4 protein-coding genes are annotated in these 17,821 nt (G+C 52.6%); 2 read left to right on the forward strand and 2 right to left on the reverse strand.

Features of this window, described 5'->3' with window-relative positions; genetic code table 11:
* Nucleotides 1-1,224 precede the first annotated feature (1,224 nt).
* A complete protein-coding gene (locus MXE39_RS06510; RefSeq protein WP_246977796.1) occupies nt 1,225-5,934 on the reverse strand; it encodes a transposase in 4,710 nt (1,569 codons plus the stop codon).
* A 946-nt stretch (nt 5,935-6,880) separates the two neighbouring features.
* Nucleotides 6,881-8,128 (reverse strand): TerC/Alx family metal homeostasis membrane protein, encoded by a 1,248-nt coding sequence (locus MXE39_RS06515; protein ID WP_281503409.1) that lies wholly within the window; start codon nt 8,126-8,128, stop codon nt 6,881-6,883.
* A 1,866-nt stretch (nt 8,129-9,994) separates the two neighbouring features.
* Here MXE39_RS06515 and MXE39_RS06520 point away from each other — a divergent pair.
* Together MXE39_RS06520 and MXE39_RS06525 are read left to right on the forward strand one after the other, a co-directional pair.
* Nucleotides 9,995-14,095 carry a DUF3592 domain-containing protein gene (locus MXE39_RS06520; RefSeq protein WP_246977797.1) on the forward strand — a complete coding sequence of 1,367 codons (4,101 nt, stop codon included), beginning with the start codon at nt 9,995-9,997 and terminating at the stop codon, nt 14,093-14,095.
* A gap of 1,679 nt (nt 14,096-15,774) precedes the next feature.
* A complete protein-coding gene (locus tag MXE39_RS06525; protein ID WP_246977798.1) occupies nt 15,775-17,577 on the forward strand; it encodes a hypothetical protein in 1,803 nt (600 codons plus the stop codon).
* Nucleotides 17,578-17,821: the final 244 nt, after the last annotated feature.

Consider the following 17,821-nt stretch of genomic DNA (forward strand, 5'->3'; position numbering starts at 1 on the left):
GCAAAAGGCTCTTGCATGGCAGGACTTGCATACATCAGTATGAAACTCGTTGAAATCCTGCGCATGTCAGTAAGACAGCTTACTGTTCCAGTCTGAACATGACATGAATTGGGACTATGATCAATGCCGTCTGCTTTTTTCTCAGACACGGCAGGGCAAGGCTGTGATGCTAACGGTTCGCATAAAACTGCTATGACATCAGACTGGATGCCTGGTGACGCACTGTCAACAAAAAGTATAGTCATTGGTCACCTGTCGCTTCCGAAAAAACCTGGAATTATGCATTTATCTTAAATTTAATTGCGCGACCATTGGTCGCATGGCATGCGACAATTGCCTTAGTTTTATGAGATATACCTGTGACAGTGATAAATAAGGGAAAAAATTGATAAAAATTTTTTTAATTATGTCCTTATTTGGGGCCAGTTAAGGCCATTTCGTATAATACGGCCAATTTTATGGCTTAAATGCAATCACTTAATCATATAGATATATATCATATAGAACTAATCTGGCATTGGAAGCGATAAGTAACAGGATTATGCCCATGATTTTGTCTCAGAACTTTATATGGTAAAAGGGCAAAGTAACTGTAAAGGTAAGGGGTGAGATGTTGAATCTAGATATATCTATATTCTGGTATGACAAAGTGAAATGAAGTATTGAGTGCAAGATGTCTGTTACCTGGTCGCATAGAGAGATTGACTGTGCTTGAATGCGGTTATAGCGAGCCTGATTCGTGGCCATGCGAAGCCTTACCGGGCTGCATTGCAGGGCCAATCATGGGCGCTGTCCCAGCATTATTGCGGGGGGTGTCATGCGACGCTGTATCAGTCTGATTGCGGGGATTGTCATGGGATGCTGTATCAGTCTGATTGCGGGGATTGTCATGGGACGCAGTCTCAGTCTGATTGCGGGGATTGTCATGCGGAGCTGTATCAGAAAGATGGCGCAGATTGTTATGCGGTGCGCTGCAGCTGCCTCGGTGCTCAGTGAGCGGCAGGCGCGCCTGAGTGCAGCTTTTTCCTGCACTGGAGTGCTCTGGACTGAAAAAGAAAATGCCCGTGGGCCTGTCAGGCTCACGGGCATTTTGGCCCTTAAAGGGCGCCATATCTTTTGAGCAGGGACTGGGCCAGTGCGGCCGGGCATGGTCCAGGACCTTGGCATGCATGAGGCATGGCAAGGGGCCGGGCCGGGCTGGGCCTGCATGGCTGGCAGGTGGCGTCAGTCCTTGTTCTTGATGGTGATATTGGTGTCAGGCTTCTGAGTATGCACGCCTGGCATCTTGGCCATGCGCTGCGCAATCTCGCTGCGGAACTCAGGGGCTACCACTGTCACCTTGACCTCAGATGGGCGGGTCAGTTCAAGGGAAGCATCATCAGAGGCACTGATAATGCCCTGACCAAGCTGAGCGCTGTCAGCAAGTGCGGCCTCATTGTCACGGGCAACAGCTTCGATCAGGCTGTTGTCCATGCCACTGGTGCCTGCTGAACCATCGGCGCTCAGTACCGGAGCCGATCCTCCTGACAGCGGACCGGTCATCCTTTGGGATGACAGGCCGGCAATTGCCCCGGCTGCCGGTACTCCAGCTGCCGGTACTCCGGCTGCCGGTGTTCCAGCTTCACCTTGAGCGGCCGGCGCTGTGCCGGTACTGCCTGCGGCCTGGGCCTTGAGTGCCTGACGCTTGAGATAGCGCTCATGAGCACGCTTTTTCCTGCGTTCACGCTCGGTGCGCTTTTTCTCAGCTGTCTGCGCTTCAGACCACTTGATAGCATTCTGCAGGGTCTGTTTGAAAACAGGAGTTACCTGATGAATGACATTGTCGAGGCAGGTGAAATCAAAGTCCTTACCAAGGCAGTCAAAGATGTTCTGGCGCTCCATCTCCTTCATGTGCTGGCGGTCTTTTAACAGGGCCTGAGTGATGGACGGACGAATCATGCCCATAACAGTGTTGGCCCGTCCAATATTCGAGCTCAATCCCTCAGTAAAGGACTGGGCAGGCATGGCTTTGAGTTCGGCTGCAGGGTCAATCTGGTCAAAGCCCTCAAGACCGGCCACGCTGTCAACAGCATAGCGGCGTTGACTCAGTGAGCTGTAGCCAAGACCATACTTTTTCAGGCTCTGGTCATCGTACTTGATGCGACGGCCATATGAGGCATCGCTCACGCTCTCCTCAGTTGCAGAGGCTGCACCATGGTGTCGGTGCTTTTTGTCCTTGCCATGAGCACTGCTGCCGTCAGCAGCCTGAGCGATGGAAGGTGCGCCTGACTTGTCTGCTTGCTTACTGGCATCGCCCTGAGCACCACTGCCGTCAGTGGTCTGAGCAGTAATGCTGTCAGCGGCCTGAACTCCGGACGGTGCGGCTGCCTTGTCTGCTTTCTTACTGGCATCCTGCTCTGCTGGTGACCCAACTCCAGTGGAGCTGAGGACAGCTGAGGCTGTGCCTGACAGGGCAGACTCAGCAGCCAGAGGCGATGCTGGCAGGCCAGGCAGGTTAAGGCTTATCGAAGGAGCATTGCCCAGCACTGCAGCCATTGACCTGTCGTCGCGCACTGAAACTGATGGTGCAGCAGCGTTGCTGGCGGCAGCGCTGCTGGCTGCTGCATTGCCGGCAGCTGCCGGAGCTGCACTGGAGGTTGCGCTGGATGCTTCACTGGCGTGGCCATGGTTATGGTGGCGCTGGCGGCGGCTGTGCTTGCCCTGAGAGTTCTTGCTCTCAGGGGCAATGCCGTGCAGGGCCTCTTCAGGGCTCAGGCTTCTGAAGCCAAAGGTTCTGTCAATACTGTCCATGCCGTTGATGTCGCTGCGGGCGTCTGAAAGACGCTGCAGCAGACGGGCGGCGCCCTGATCACCAAGAGCAGCTCTGGTCTGAACATACTCAAGACCGTTAACGAAGATACGACTCTGTCTGAAGAATGGTGACTCAAGAGCAAGAGCCAGGGCCAGTCTTGTTGGTACTGCAGCCTTGTGGCTCTCATGGCCGTTATCTGAGCTGTCGGATGCGTCAGCACCGGCTGCGTCAGCACCGCCTGCGGTGCTGTCACTGCCGGTACTGGTGTCAGCATGGCTGGCATCAGCCCTGCCTGCATCAGCCGGGTCGGCTTGAGTACTGCCCTGGGCACCAGCAAGGCTCTCAGTGCCGGTGTAGTTTAACTGCGCACCTGTGCTGAACAGGCTGTCATGGAAAAAGCCTGTGCCCAGCTGGTAGCTGTTAAAGGCGCTGATACTGATGAAGGAATCAGCAGCTGCCTCAGCAAGAGTAAGCGAGCTCTGAGCGTCACCTGACAGAACAGGTGAACCAGATGGCATGTCAGATGTGCCAAAGGTGGCAAAACCCCTGTTTTCAAAGGTTCTGATCGCATCAAGGTTAAAGCTGTCGGCCTGTGAACTCAGAGCCTGAGCTGATGCTCCCATGGAGCCGCTCAGGGCATTGGCCCATACCGGTGCTGCAGCCGGCTCAGGACCTGGAGCGCCATTGATAAGTCCGGCTGAGCTTAAAGTCAGGCTGTCATTGAGAGTAAGCTCAGGAGAATTGCTGTCTTTGAGCTCAGTACCGCCTGAAACACTGGCCGATCCTGTGTGCTTGCGGCGGCTGGAACCGGAGTTTTCAGCCTTTCTGCCGCCCTTGCGGTCAGCTGCATTCGATGCCGGTCCTGTGGCGTCTGCAGATGCTGCTGACGATGTGGAGGTTGCAGGTGCAGTTGCGGCTGCCGGAGCCTGTGTCGCTGAGGACAGGGCCTCGGAGTTTTCAGCGCTGTCAGAGCTGTCATCAGACTGGTTCAGCTGCTCAGGGGCTCGCGGTGCTGTGTTCAGGCCGGCATTGTCATGCTCTGACCAGCGGTCTGAGAGCAGATTGGTATTGGCCTCGATCTGACCTGCCAGCGAGATACGCTTGCGGTTAGGATTGAGGTTGAATACCGGACCACTGCCAAATACTCCAAAGTGGCGGCGCATGAATTCCTGATGCTGACGGGTCAGCAGACGGTCAAGCAGCTTTGAGCCCTTTTCCTGAGCATGGCGCAGTGCAGAGAAAATGCGCGAGAAAGACAGGTTGTTGACCGCATGGTCCTGACGCTCAATCCACTCACGCTTGGCTATCAGCAGATAGCGGTAGAAGATGTAGATCAGCATCTCCTCATTGTCAGAGAAGAAGTCATTGACCTTAGGGCCCATAATCAGAGCAGCTGCCGTAGCTATCATCTTATTGGTGGTAAAGATGCGGCGCTCTTCAAGCGGCAGCAGAGTGTGGATACGCAGTGCCTCAACATTACCCTGCAGCACGGTCTGACCGTCAGACATATGCTGTTCCCAGCGCTGACGCATCTGCTCGAGCATGGTGCGGGCAGTGTTGAAATCAGGGGCATCGCATAAGTCTGCAGCCTCACTCATAAAGGCAGCACGCATGTCCTCTGGCAGTGAGTAGGAGTCAAACTGCAGCACTTCCATGAGGTTGAAGTGCAAGGTAGCGCCTGGATAAATGGCGGCGGCAGCTCGCTCCAGATAGCGGCACTTGAAAGAGGCTACGATATAGCAGATATCATTGCAGCCCAGTTCCTTTAAGTGACCGAGAATTCTTTCCCAGTAGCCCAGCGATACTGTGCGTGAGGTCATGTCAGGCACAACACCAAGCAGATCCTTGCGGCCATCCAGGGTAACACCCAGGATATACAGGGTCTGAGTGGAAATAACCTTTTTCTTGCCCAGCTTGACGCCGGCAGGGAAGGTATCCAGGTAGACAAAGGCATAGCTTGACTCAAGAGGATGTCGCTTTTGCATCCACTCCAGAGCCGGTCCTTTCATCGAGGAGATAAAGTCGGTGATTTCTCGGCGCTTGATGAAGAGCTTGAAATCAAGAGAGTAGCTGTTGACGATATGGCGCTTAGGTATGCCCTCAAGGAACTTGAGGAAGGCCGGCAGACCCACACAGCTGATGCCGTTCTCGTGCGATCTGATGTATTTGACGCGATCGAAAAATCCTGTGAGCAGACCCTCAGGATCCATACGGCGCTGCCAGCTGTCGAGGAAGCGGGCCACAATGTCCGTACCTTTGACAGGGCTGTTGACGCGTTTGATAGGAGCAAAAAGAAACTGATCACGGCGGTTGTGCGGCATGGTTGCAGCTACACGCTCATCGTAATCGGTAAGATCAGGCACACGATCCTTGACTTCTATACCACAGGTATAGACGCTCTTGCGATTAAACTCGATCTTGTCAGGGATTTTGTTGCTCTTGCGATCAGGAGGAGTGTAGGACCTGCCCTCAGCTTCAAGGCGTGCCAGAGCCTCAGCACGGGCCTCTCGCACGGCCTCGGCATGCTTTTCACGTTTTATGCGCTGCTGAACAATCTTGACAGGCATCTGGCTTTCAGGGGTATGACGTACCACCTGAATAGTGCGGCCCTTGCGTCTGATGGTTATGGTGCGCGAATAGGTGCGCTCGAGCTCCTGACTGTCCTCAATACCGGAGGCGCCTTCAATGGCAGCCTGAACTGCACGGCTGCGTGCACGGTTAAGGCGCAGAATCTCGCGCTCTTTGGCGTCAGAATGTGAGGCTGCGCGCCCGGCCCTGCCTGAGGCAGAGGAGCTGCGTGATGATGTGCGGGAACCTGATGATTTTGAGGTGCTGCCTTTGCGGCCTGAGCTTGATGAGCTCTTGCCTGAGGCGCTTTTGCGGGCACCTGAACCTGCAGATGCGGCTTTTGCCGATCCGGAGCTGTTTGAACCTGAGGCACCGGCGCCTGCAGCGCTGTCAGTGTCTGAACTCGGGGCCTCACTGGCGCTTTCAGAGCTGTCAGGTATGGTCCTGTCTATATAGGTGCCGTTGAGCTGAGCCTGCTTTTTGAGAGCGTACTTGCTCATGCGGGGGGTGGCTGAGCCGGCTGCTGCCTGCTCCTGCTCTTCCTGTACTTTTTGAGCACGGGATTTTTTAGCCATGTTTTGTCTACCTTAAGGTGTATCCAGGGGCCACCAGTCCTGCTGAGCACGTATTGAAAACCAGGGGACCCCATGGTCAGATGCCTGATGTATCAGCTGCGCAGGGCCATGAAGGCACTGCCAGCTGCCCTGCACAAAAGCTGCAGGGCAAGGCAACTTCAAAACAGCTTTGTCACAGTAAAAACTTGGCCAGCAGCGGGGCTGACGCAGCCGCAGGCGGCGCAGACAGTGCTGTACCTGAGGATCAGGTCTTTGCTCTGTTCAAACCAAGTGTGTTTCTACCACTGTTTTCAATACTTTGTAAGGGCTCAGTCACTTCAGGCCCCGGTTCAGCCTCGCAGGCCCGGCTTACAGCCGGGCATGTCCTGTCCGGTCTTAAAGATAAGGACCACAGGGCATGTTATGCCATCCTGCACTGCACAAGACCACTGGTCTGTTATGCAGTTATGTTCTGACCACTGAGGTCTAAAGCACTGCCATGGATGCCAATGCACGCAATGTATCTGTACACAGCACCTGAGCAGGTCAGTAACATTAAGGACATTAATATGGGCACATTGGAGTCCGCCACTGTAAAAAAAGGGGCTCCGGCCTGACAAAAATCAGGAGGCTGAAAATCAGTCAGCCTAATTTTAGAGTCTTGTGCCTGTCCATGCAAGCCATGAGCATGCATTGCCAGCAGGCTATGCCTCATTTTTTCAGGAAGCTGCTCAATGTTGCCTGCAATGCACACATCAGCGCGGCGCAGCATAGTACGGGCACGTGCTCTGGTTCACCGCCCCAGACACCGCGCGCAGGGCGCAGCCTGAAGATGCGCTATTCCCATGCGCAGAGCTGTTTAAAAAGACAAAAGGGACCGCAATGCGGTCCCTTTTGTCGTGGTGTGGCGCTGCATGGGCAGCTTGCCAATGGGCGGCTATTTACCGCCCTTTAAGCAGCTGGCTGATTACCTGTCAGCCTGGTTGCCGGCAGCCTGCTCAGACTGAGGCTGAGAAGCGGCGGCAGCATCAGCTGCAGGAGCGGCGGCAGCGGCATCAGCGGCAGCTGGAGCTGCGGCTGGAGCAGGCTGGGCGGAGCTGTCAGCGGCAACTGCGTCTGCAGTGGCGGCGGCGTCAGCAGGAGCAGCAGCTGCGGCTGGCTGTTCTTTCTTCTTTTCAGGGAAAATAAAGGAGGCAAAGATGCCAATGCCCAGAATGACGGCAATCACCATTAAGGAGGTGTAGACGTCAATGTCGATACCAAAGCCGGTCAGGTGGAGGCTGGCGTTGGCGCCGAGCTTGAAAGCAATGAAGAACAGCAGTACGGTTACAGCCTTTTCAAGGTGAATGAGGTACTTTCTCATGGCGTCCAGCACAAAGTACATGGAACGCAGACCCATCACGGCAAAGATCATGGCTGAGTAAACGATGAGAGGTTCACGGGATACGGCGATAACGGCCGGTACTGAGTCAAAGGCGAACATGACGTCAGTGGTTTCAATTACGGCCAGACATAAGAACAGAGGAGTGGCGTAAATGGCTCCGGTGCGGGTCAGAGAAACGTCCTTGTTTTCAGGCTTCTTGAGCTCTTCGTTGACATGGGCCTGGTTGATGAAGAAATTGTGACCTACAAGACGCGGGAAGACAGGGAAGAACAGACGTACGGCACGGAAGGCAAAGTTGCCAGAGTAGTCAGTATGTTCGGCGGCATCGTCATCCTTCTTGCGCAGCATCATGACACCGGAACCGGCTACCATCAGAGCAAATACAACTTCTACCACAGGTCCCAGGGCAAAGAGGCTCGAGCCAATGACCACAAAGAGCAGACGGAAGAAAATCGCACCCAGAACACCCCAGTACAGAACGCGGTGGCAATACTGCTCAGGGACTTTGAACCAGGCAAAGATAGCCATCATCACAAAGAGATTGTCAACGGACAGGGCCTGCTCGAAAAGATAACCTGCAAGGAACAGGGATGCTACCTGACTGTTGAAGTGGAAATAGAGGAAGCCGGCAAAGCACATGGATACGAAAATCCAGAACAGGGTCCATGCTACTGCGGCTCTTAAGGCGATAGGCTCATCCTTGCGGTGGGCCCAGATATCAACGCACAGGGCCAGGACGGCCAGCACGCCGAAGATAATCATGGTCTGAGGCTCAAGGCCAATGTTGGTATCTGTCATCGGATCGGCGACAGGGGAAGAACTAAGTGACATGCAGTTCCTATGTTTTGACTGGGGTTAAGCCAGAGCTCTGCAGACAGTGAGGCAGCCGGCAAAACAGCTGATGGCAGGATAGTCCATTGCTGCTGAGAGCTCATGCCATGCAGGTACAGAGCTCACTGAGGTTTGCCCGTGCAGTGTTGACCAAAATACTGGTTAAGCATCGTATGCAGGTACTTCAGCCTGTGCTGATACGGCTGTGTATGCATAGACAGCAGCGTATGCAGATGCACTTTGGCAGGTCGTACTGAAAATCCTGCACTCTCAGTTCTGACGGCCCGTAACATGAGGCTGAAAGAAAGAGAGCGGTTATCTTAAGAAACAGGGAAAGTACAGGGACGCCCGCACTGACGGCGCAGGGTAACAGGGTTAAGGCTTAAGTTTTTAATATCAATTCCTGACAGGCCGGGATCCTCCATGAGTGGGAAAGTCATGGCGGGGACCTTTCAGGGCTAACCTGAAAATCTATTATTGTACGGGCAAAATAATTAGCTGCAGCTTAGTTTTGTCATAATTTTTTTCCATCAGAGCAATGCTTTTCCAGACAGAACTTTTGATCACTGGTAAGGCTGAAATAACTCAGGCGTAAAAGGGTTCTTTACCGCATACAAAAGGGAAAATTTGTTCTGAGCTGTGAGCCAGGTTACTGAATTACAGGCAGGTACAGGGTAAAATTATCTGATATCTATATTTGACCTGTGCACCATGAACTGGCAAGGTCCCGCTGTCTGCACGAACAGTGCTCTGAGCGTGCTTCAAAATGGCATCATCATGACCATGAACAGTAGCGGACGCAGCCGCATCCCCTTGCTTACGCTGCCCGTACCCAAAGATATGAGCAGCCGCAGCCTCAGCGGCGGCCGCATTTGCAGCCGCAGTTAAAGGCCAGGCTGCGTGAACACACTGCCATGCGTCTGTCCGGGTGCGCTGTCTGACGCCATGGAGTGCTGATAAGCGCGGTTGCATCCCTGTTGAGCATCAAAGTGTCTGTATGCCGGGCGCTGTACAGGTCAGCAAGGACATGGTCAAATGCTGTATGTAAAGCTGCAAAACTGCAGGCTGAAAAGCCGTTAAAGTGCCGGTTGCAGGCATGCCAGCAGTGCTCTGTATGCTTAATACCTGAGTTATACCCAGTTCCTGTAGCCTGCAGGCCTGACGGTCAGCACTTTGTGTTGCTGACTGAGGCAAATAAGGCAAATTACACAATGAAACGGTCACCATAAGTCCGCAATTTTACTGAAAGCACTCCTGTGCCCGGCGAGATGCCGTCCTGTCTGGAGCCAGAGGCTCTCATCAGTTAAGGCGCTCCCGTAATTTCTTTAGTGACAGTCAACACCTGGTGTACCGTTGCAGGAGCTCATTTCATTTGTTTTACCCCTGAACAACCGCTTTGACAGCTGTCCCAGACTGGTGCTGGGGCTGGGGCTGAGACCGGGGCCGCGCCGGACCTGATCTGGCATTTTAAAGTCATGACAGCCGCCTGGTCGCTGAGCCTGAGGTGGCCTGCCCCTGGCGCCCGCAGTCCTGAACCATACCCCGGTGACCTGCACCCTGCATCGAGCAGCCTGCTCTCTGTGGCAGGCAGCCTGTGTCGAGCAGTCCTGCAAGGTCGGGTCGGCTGCGTCAGACGGCGTTTGGCCGTTCTTGCCCTGGTTATAAGCAGTTGTACGGAACATATCACATGCCCAAATTCAGATAATCTTCACACTTCATACTGGCTATATTTCTGTCCGGACAGGTTGCACTGCGCTACATTGTGCGCCCTGTCATTATCCATGTTTACCTGGCAAAACCCGTCAGCGCTATGACAGCGGGTCCCCGGTTGTAGTTGTACTCATCAGGTCATGAGGGAAACAGTTCATGCACTATATCTACAGTCAGTCTGTTGAAGTAGGAGCCATGCTCAGGGCATGGGACAGGCTTTTGTGCAGCCTTGAAAAGGGGCAGAGTGTCAGCACTGCCCAGCTGCTGGAAACTGCCCGTCAGGCCTGTCTTCAAAAGGCTATCCCCATGCCTGAGCTGGACAATGATCCCCTGGGTGAGCTCGATGAGGTGGCCCTTTGTACGGCTGAGCTGATTGGTGCTCAGCTCACAGGCACACGTCTTAATACCTCCTTTGAGTCCATCAACAATATTGCATCCTGCAATATTGCTCTTGATCGCGAAGGTCTCGAGCACCTTCTTGAGTCACTGCGTCTGCTGCGACGTGACATTGAAGGCCCGCGCAGGCATTTTTTAAGCAGCCAGTGGCGCGATCTGGGTATTCTCAATCAGGCCTATATGCATGTGGACATCATGGTGCGCTTTATCGACAGCGCCTGGATGGGAGAAATCGACAAGTCTGTTCTGGAGCGTTATTTTCACGCTCATTCCTCAGACCACAGCGGCGCCCCTCATATTAATGTCTATGCTTCACCTGAAATAAGCAGTGGAGATGTTTCAGACAATTACGGCCCTGACAGCTTTGCCGGAGGTGCTGACCTGCGTTCGGCCACCCACACCCCGGCTGTAAATACGACCCCGGAAAACAGCGACATCAGGTTAGAAAAGCCAGTCGCCTCTGATGATGATAATGACCTCAGTTCAACAGCAGAACGCTATCTCAGGGACTGCCGTGCTGATGATGAGGATGAATCTTTCTACCGGGAGTATGAAAACTCCTTTTCTGACAGCGAAATAAGGGAGCAGGATGAACTTAAGGCCCGTCAGGACCTTGTGCGCAAAGAGTGTGATGCCGAAGCGGCAGCCCATCGTGCTGACGGCCACCCTGACCCTGAAGTGCATGAAAACTTCTCCGCAGCGGCAGCAACAGCTGCAGCAGCTGCGCCTGCAGATGCTGCACGGGCATCTGCTGCGCAGGTATCAGGTCAGTCGTATGCACACTCGCAAGGCCATGCAGCAGCAACTTCCGATGAGTGCGCTGTAAGTTCTGAAAGTGCCGATTCTGGTGCTGCACTATGCGAAGTCAGTGCTGACACAAGTGCTCAACAGCTGCGCTCAAGTGCACGCAGATATCAGTCTGGCGATGACAAAAGCCCGTCTCTTGAAGCTATTAATGCCGCCGAAGAGCTCAATATCAGTCAGCATGAACAGTCTGTTGTGGGGCTTGAAGTCTCCCAAAAGGCTGCCATGGATGCATCCCGTGCAGCCCACAGGGCTGCTGATGAGCGTTCTTATGATGCTCCTGCTACTTCATACAGGAACGATCTGTCAGTAGCGCAGGCTGGCGAGAATGATGTCGAGGCCGGTGATGTTGATGCTGAGGCTGTTGCTGCGGCCATGACGGCTCAGGCAACAGAGCGCGCAGCAGCTGGAGATGCTGGATATGTCAGCAGTAGCGGCAAAGCCTGGAGCGGCTTAAGCAGCTTTGGTGGCGCTGGAGGACGTGGGGGATCGGACGGTACTGTCCTTACTGGCGGTGGTTTTGATGATGACGAGTCTGATGATGAAGTGCAGCCGGTATTTTATAAGGGCAAACGCAAGGATCCGGTAAGCCGCTTTATTTACCGCTATGCCTCAACCACTCTTTCGCGCTGGGCCTTTAACTGCGTCTTTACCGTACTGTCCATGCTCTTTGCCATCATGGCTTTCAAGGGCGCACTGTCTGCTATCAGTTACGATAAGCTCACTGACATTGGTCAGCTTGCCGAGGCAACCATTGTTAGCGTCGAAGATCAGTACATACATCAGAAAGAGAGTCGCAATCTTGATCGAGTAGAGCATCACTTCCAGGAAATCATTGAGTTCAATCTGCCAGACGGCAAGCCATTTCGTACGGTGCTGTTATTTGACGGGCGCCGCAGCATCAGTGATGTGCGTCCTGTAGGTACCACAATTGATGTGCTCTATACCCCTGATGATCCTTCAGTTGTAATGCATGCCAACAATGTCACCCCAATGTGGCTGGGCCTGCTCATGCTGCTGGGCGGCCTTACAGGCATGAGCTACTGCACCTGGCTTACCATGCGCCTGATGCGTAATGCCCTTGAGTATGACCGTCTGCAGGCATTTATCAGCTCCATTTCCATGATCCTGATCCTCGCGGTCGGCGCTGCCGGTACCTACCGCATTTTCGGTGTGGATCTTTACTGGTTCTGCCCGGCGGCTGCTCCGTCTGACATCAAATATGATGTTCATGCCGATGCCATGGTTAATGTCAGCGATGGCAGGCCATTTACCGGTCGCCTGCGTACTCTCAAGGATGGTCTGTTTATTCTTTCAACCTATGAGGATGGCCTTCGTGAGGGTACCGAATACATCTACCTGGGCGCCAATATGGTGGGCTTTTATAATTACAGCAATGACAATCTAGAAGGCCCTTTTCAGTCAGTAGACAAGTTTGGCAATATCGAGGTTTCAGGCAGCTACCGTAACAATCATCTTGATGGCGAGTGGACCAAGTACGACTCGGTAACCGGCCGTGTGGTTACTACCGGCCGCTGGCTCTGGGGTGCCCGTGAGGGACTGTGGACCTTCTATCGCTCTGACGGCACTCTGTACTGTACTGAAAACTACAGCTCAGATCTGCTCAACGGTGCCTATACCGAGTACAACCCTAAAGGCGGAGTAATGCTTGAGAGCAACTATATCAAGGATGTTGCTACCGGTATTTCTACCCGTTACTGGCCAAATGGCAACAAGCTCTACCAGGTAAGTCTTGAAAACGGTCTGGCTCATGGACCATTTCAGGCGTTCTACGCTGACGGTACCATGCTGCTCAACGGCAGCATGCACTACGGCAGCTGGCGTACTCCGCCGCAGGTGTTCAGCCACAAGGGCATAGAGCTCAGTGCCTCAGAAAAGCGCTCTTACCGTAAGTCACGCGACAAGGAGCTGTGCACCATCAAGCGCGCAATTGCCATGGACTTTAATCTGACTTTTGAGGAGGTCAGCTCTGCTAACTCCATTTACCGCTTCCGCGTAGGCAGCAACGTTTTCAACTGGGACGATGCCCAGATGAGCGAAACCCGTCGCAGCATTGAAAATATGCACAGCGGTCAGGAGTACAACTTCTTTGTTCAGCCGGGACGTGCCATGGGTCCATCCAGTCAGGCTTCAAAAGACAGTCCGGCTGACTATGCCCGTGATTCTGCCAGTGAGCAGCACCGCCGTGGCGCCTTTGACCCTGAGGCAGTAAGCCGTACTCCAAAATCAGCCCCTGATGCCCCGGCCCCGGCTCCGGCCCAGGCCGATGCCCCGGACCAGGCTGAGGCCCCGGCTGCGCCAGGTGCAGCTTCAGCCATGACAGGCAATCAGACATCCGCTGACATGACTGGCAGTGAAGATTGCGTAGAGTGCGCTCAGAGAAACGGTTCCAGCGGACCAGCTCCTTCAGGTGCTTATGATGCAGCACTGAGCTCACAGGGAATAGTAATGCCGGATACAATTAAGGAGCTGTCCATACAGGAGCGACAGTGCCTTGAGAATGCCTATATTAACCGCGAGGATCAGGACTGGGCTGAGGGGTATTCATCGGTAGGCAGTGATGCCAGACTGGATCACAGTCAGTATGAGAAGCAGCGCACTCTGACCCCGCACATGCCTGTTCATGATCATGAAATGGGACGTGATCATGATGACGACGAGGTCAATCATGAGAGCGTACCTTTCGACCGTGTTATCGAGGGCCTGACTCTGCTGGCGCTGCATCGCTGGTGCGGCGAGGATGTTGCCGGCATTCCTCTGGTATCTCTGCCAGATGACGAGGGAATGGATTTTGGCAGCGGCATGCACAGTGGTACTGCCTTTGCCTGGCTGCGTTACCCTGACGGCTACACCATTACCGTTTCTGTAGAAAAGGCTGATCTGGACCTGCGTCCTCTCGAGATTAAGGGCTTTCACGCTTCTGAGCTCAATTTTGATATCTACTCTCTGGTGCTTAAGGCCCGCAAGACCTTTATGAAGAACCATCCTGAAGCAGGTCAGTTTTCCCTCAAGGTTCAGTATCACCATTCTCATTAGAAGACTCTGTATGCCCGCGCTGCTCGCGATCAGCATCTAAGATTACATCTCTTGCACCGACGGACTTATTCGGTCTTGTAATGACACTTTCCCTTCAGGCACATGGTCGTAAGACCCTGTGCCTGATTTTTAGGCAACCACACAATTACACAAGACAATTTTCAGCCCGGATCTGTCATCTGCACTCTGTGCATATGTTTAATGAGTGCTCCGTCACAGGAATGCTGGCCACAATGAGCAGGTGACATACTCATTTGCACACCTGGGCTCATGTTGCATCTGCAAGCTGTGATCAGCACAGGCCAGCGGCCAGTTTCGCCAGCTGGAGCCCATAGTCATATACGTCTGCCACCGCCCCGGGGCTGCTACGTCGACCTGCGTCCTCGGGCAGATAATTCATCTGGAGCACCAGGACAGAACGTCAGCCTGCGTCCCCGGGTCAGATGCGTCCGTCAGCGCCCCGTGGCAGGTACGTCCAGCAGCTCTCATGTCTGGTACGTTCACCAGCCCACATATCTGGTACGTCAGCCGGAGCATCACAGCAGATGCGTCCACCTGCGTCCAGGGATGATGCATCAGTATGACGGCTGGCCAGCGTGACGGTCAGCACGGCCGCACTGTCCAGTATGATGGTGCAGATGCCGGGACGAATGAGGGGCACTGTCAGCCTCGGCAGTGATCCTTATGCAATGAGGGGCTGTCACACTTTTGTACGGGCTTTTGACGTACTGAATCTGCACAAACGGCAAGAGCGGCAACTTCTGTCATCAGTTCGACACTTAGGCCTCTTATCGCAATTGGATAAGAAAATGCGGTAAATTCGGGATCTCTGTTGATATTTAGCATCATGGTGTCAGAAATGGCGATGTGTTATTGGTCCTTTTGAGTGCTGCAAACGCCCATGGTACAGGGCCAGACGGCAAGTGGCTGCCAAAATACAGGCATATTGAGGTTAAATATAATGGACAGTCTGTCGTTAACCTGAATGTAAACAGGAATAGACCTCATATAAACAGCATGTAAACAGGCTTTTTCGAGGTGGTTAGCAAGGTTGGCACAGGGCTTGCTCTTAGATATAGCGTCAAGGACAGCAAGCTTGCTGGTCCGTACAGAATTCCTTTAGTGGCTTAAGATTCTCTCCAGCCACGCATCAGACCTCACTGCAATGCAGTCTGGCTGAAGGTTCAGATTTGACTTCAGTGCTCTTCCCGGTGAAGAGAGCTGACAAAGAATTGAAATAAGAGAGAGAAATTATTCCAAAAGGCTCAGTCTCGCGACTGGGCCTTTTTATTTGTGCAAAGCAAAACCGTCACAGGCATGAGCCGCCTGCTGTCAAAGCCCTGTTCCGAGACCAGGATTCTTTATGGCGGTTAGCTGGTCTACGCCCATGCTGCAGCTTAGTGATGCCCATTGCGGTACGGCGGTCATGATGGCCCTGCAGGAGTAACAGCCAGGTCGGCCATGATGGCCCGGCAGGAAGAATAGCCAGGTCGGCCATGATGGCCATGCATGCAGGAGCTTAAGCTCATAACTGGCTTTCCTTAGTGAGATATTGATTGCGCAGCATCACACTTGACCAAAATTGTGATGCTGAAGCGAAAACTCTTTATTTGCCATTATGAAATGTACTATTCTGACGCTTTACGCTTGTTACTACACTGAGTTTTTCGGGAGGCAAAATGATCATTCCTAATATGGTAGTACCAGTACCTGATATTCCGGGCAAGCTTGTATTTAAACGCGAGAAAGACAACACCTATGTTCTGCTTCTGGTAGGACTCGAGCGCTGCAATACTGATAAGAAAACCCCTAAGCCTGTAAGAAAGTCTATCGGACGTCTGGTTGATAACAATGATCGCACTCGCATGAATCCCAGTGACTACTATGCAGAGCATTTTGGCCTTGAAGAAGCGGCTTCTGATTCAGGGCTTTCCTCCAGCATAAAAGTTGGAGCTCATGTGGTCATGAAACATGTTGCTGGCCGCGAAGGTATCATCAATATTCTTAATAAAATCTTTGGAGAGCAGAAAGCCTGCAGAATACTTGATGCAGCATCTTTCTGCATCATCAAAGAGAACAGCTCCATCAGTCGATTCGACGAATACTCACGAGAGTTTCCTCTTTTCGGTCCTGCTCAAATGCCATACCGCAGCGCCCTGATTTCCAATATGTATGACGAGATCGAGCGCTGTCAGGTTGATGAGTTTGTGAGATTGTGGAATGAGACACATGTTGCTGATGCTGATTGTGAGGTCGTAATTTCATCTTATCTTTCAAATAAGGATTTACAGCCTGGCGATCTTGATATTCAGGAGTCTGTAGATGCCAGTAATGACACGGGGGCACCCGTTGCTGGCATTGCTCTGGCTATGGACAGCAAGAATAAGGTCCCTGTCGACTTTATGCTGTATCAGAGTTCCATACCTGATGTCATTGAGATCAAGGACCTCATGACCAGACTGCGCTCTTACGGATACAGTAAGATTACTGTAGTTATGGACAGGGGTGTATGCTCTGAGAGCAGCATTGTTGAGCTTGATGAGGCAGGTTTTGATTTTGTTCTCATGGCAAAGGGCTGCAAGCGCTTCGTCAGGGACATTGTCATTAACAGCTCTGAGGTCAAGTATCATCCAGCTTACAGAGTCAAAAGTTCTGACTCTCCGCTATATGGAGCAACATTCAAGCACGAGCTTTTTGGCAGGGAAAGGTATGTTCATGTGTTCAAAAGTCCTGTCAGAGCTGACAGTGAGATTTGCGCTGTTGAGGATCTGATTAAGAGCCAGAAACAGGCATTTGATAAGGCTCTTAACACTGTCATTGAGTTCCCTGAAGAGTATCAGGAGTATTTTGAGCTTGACTACTCCAGCAAAGGAGTTTTCCTTGGAGCAAAAGAGAAAGCTGATATTACTGCAGAGAGCTTTTTACTTGCCGGATGCTTCTGCCTGATAACCTCCAAAAAAATGACCGCTGATCAGGCTTATGCCTTCTACAAGGCTTGTGACAGCAATGATCAGGTTTTCAACTCCAGTAACAGCCTGACTGAGGATGGGCAGGTTAGCGCACACGTCGATAAGAGCCTGACTGGCAAAAGTTTTGTCATGTTTATAGCACTTATCATCGCATGTGCTGTCTACCGTGGGCTTGGCAAAACAAGGCTCAGCACCTCACGCGGAAATATGCCTGTTTGTGTGTCTGAGGCCATATCGCTGCTTAACATGATTACTGTTGACTGCATTGTGCAAAAGGGCCGTTATACATGCCTGCGCAAGCTGTCTAAATCACAGGGGTTGATACTTTCCTGCTTTGGTATTAACGAGGAAGTTATGCTGGAGGAGTGCAGGTTGATTGGTGATAAGTATCTTGTCGCTCAGCAGAATGAGGAAAGCAGTCTGGATCGTATTATCAAAAACGAGCCCCAGCTTCCGCCTCTGCATGATATTGATGAGCTGTCTGGCGTTACTGGTCTTGAGGTAGTTGAGTAGTACGGGGATTTATGAACGCCTGGACCTGGCAGTATCCCGGTACTGGACAGTAATATTGATTGAACAAATGCCCGGTCGACTTGCCTGATACAGGGCGACGCATGTCGACCGACGCGTGTCAACGATATTTAGTAAGAGTTCTGGCCGTGTTTCCAGCAGTAAAATGACCAGCCTTAAATCTGACAGGACAACTGGAAAATGCTCCTGCTGGCTGTTCTGACTGTTGAAGTCGGTTAACTAAAAG

It is taken from the genome of Anaerobiospirillum sp. NML120511 (assembly GCF_023050955.1).
In the GTDB taxonomy this organism is placed as follows: Bacteria; Pseudomonadota; Gammaproteobacteria; order Enterobacterales; family Succinivibrionaceae; genus Anaerobiospirillum.

Excerpts from the sequence above, each read along its gene's own strand:
- MXE39_RS06510 (WP_246977796.1), bottom strand. The coding sequence starts at position 5,934 with ATGGCTAAAAAATCCCGTGCTCAAAAAGTACAGGAAGAGCAGGAGCAG.
- MXE39_RS06520 (WP_246977797.1), top strand. The coding sequence starts at position 9,995 with ATGCACTATATCTACAGTCAGTCTGTTGAAGTAGGAGCCATGCTCAGG.
- MXE39_RS06525 (WP_246977798.1), top strand. The coding sequence starts at position 15,775 with ATGATCATTCCTAATATGGTAGTACCAGTACCTGATATTCCGGGCAAG.
- MXE39_RS06515 (WP_281503409.1), bottom strand. The coding sequence starts at position 8,128 with ATGTCACTTAGTTCTTCCCCTGTCGCCGATCCGATGACAGATACCAAC.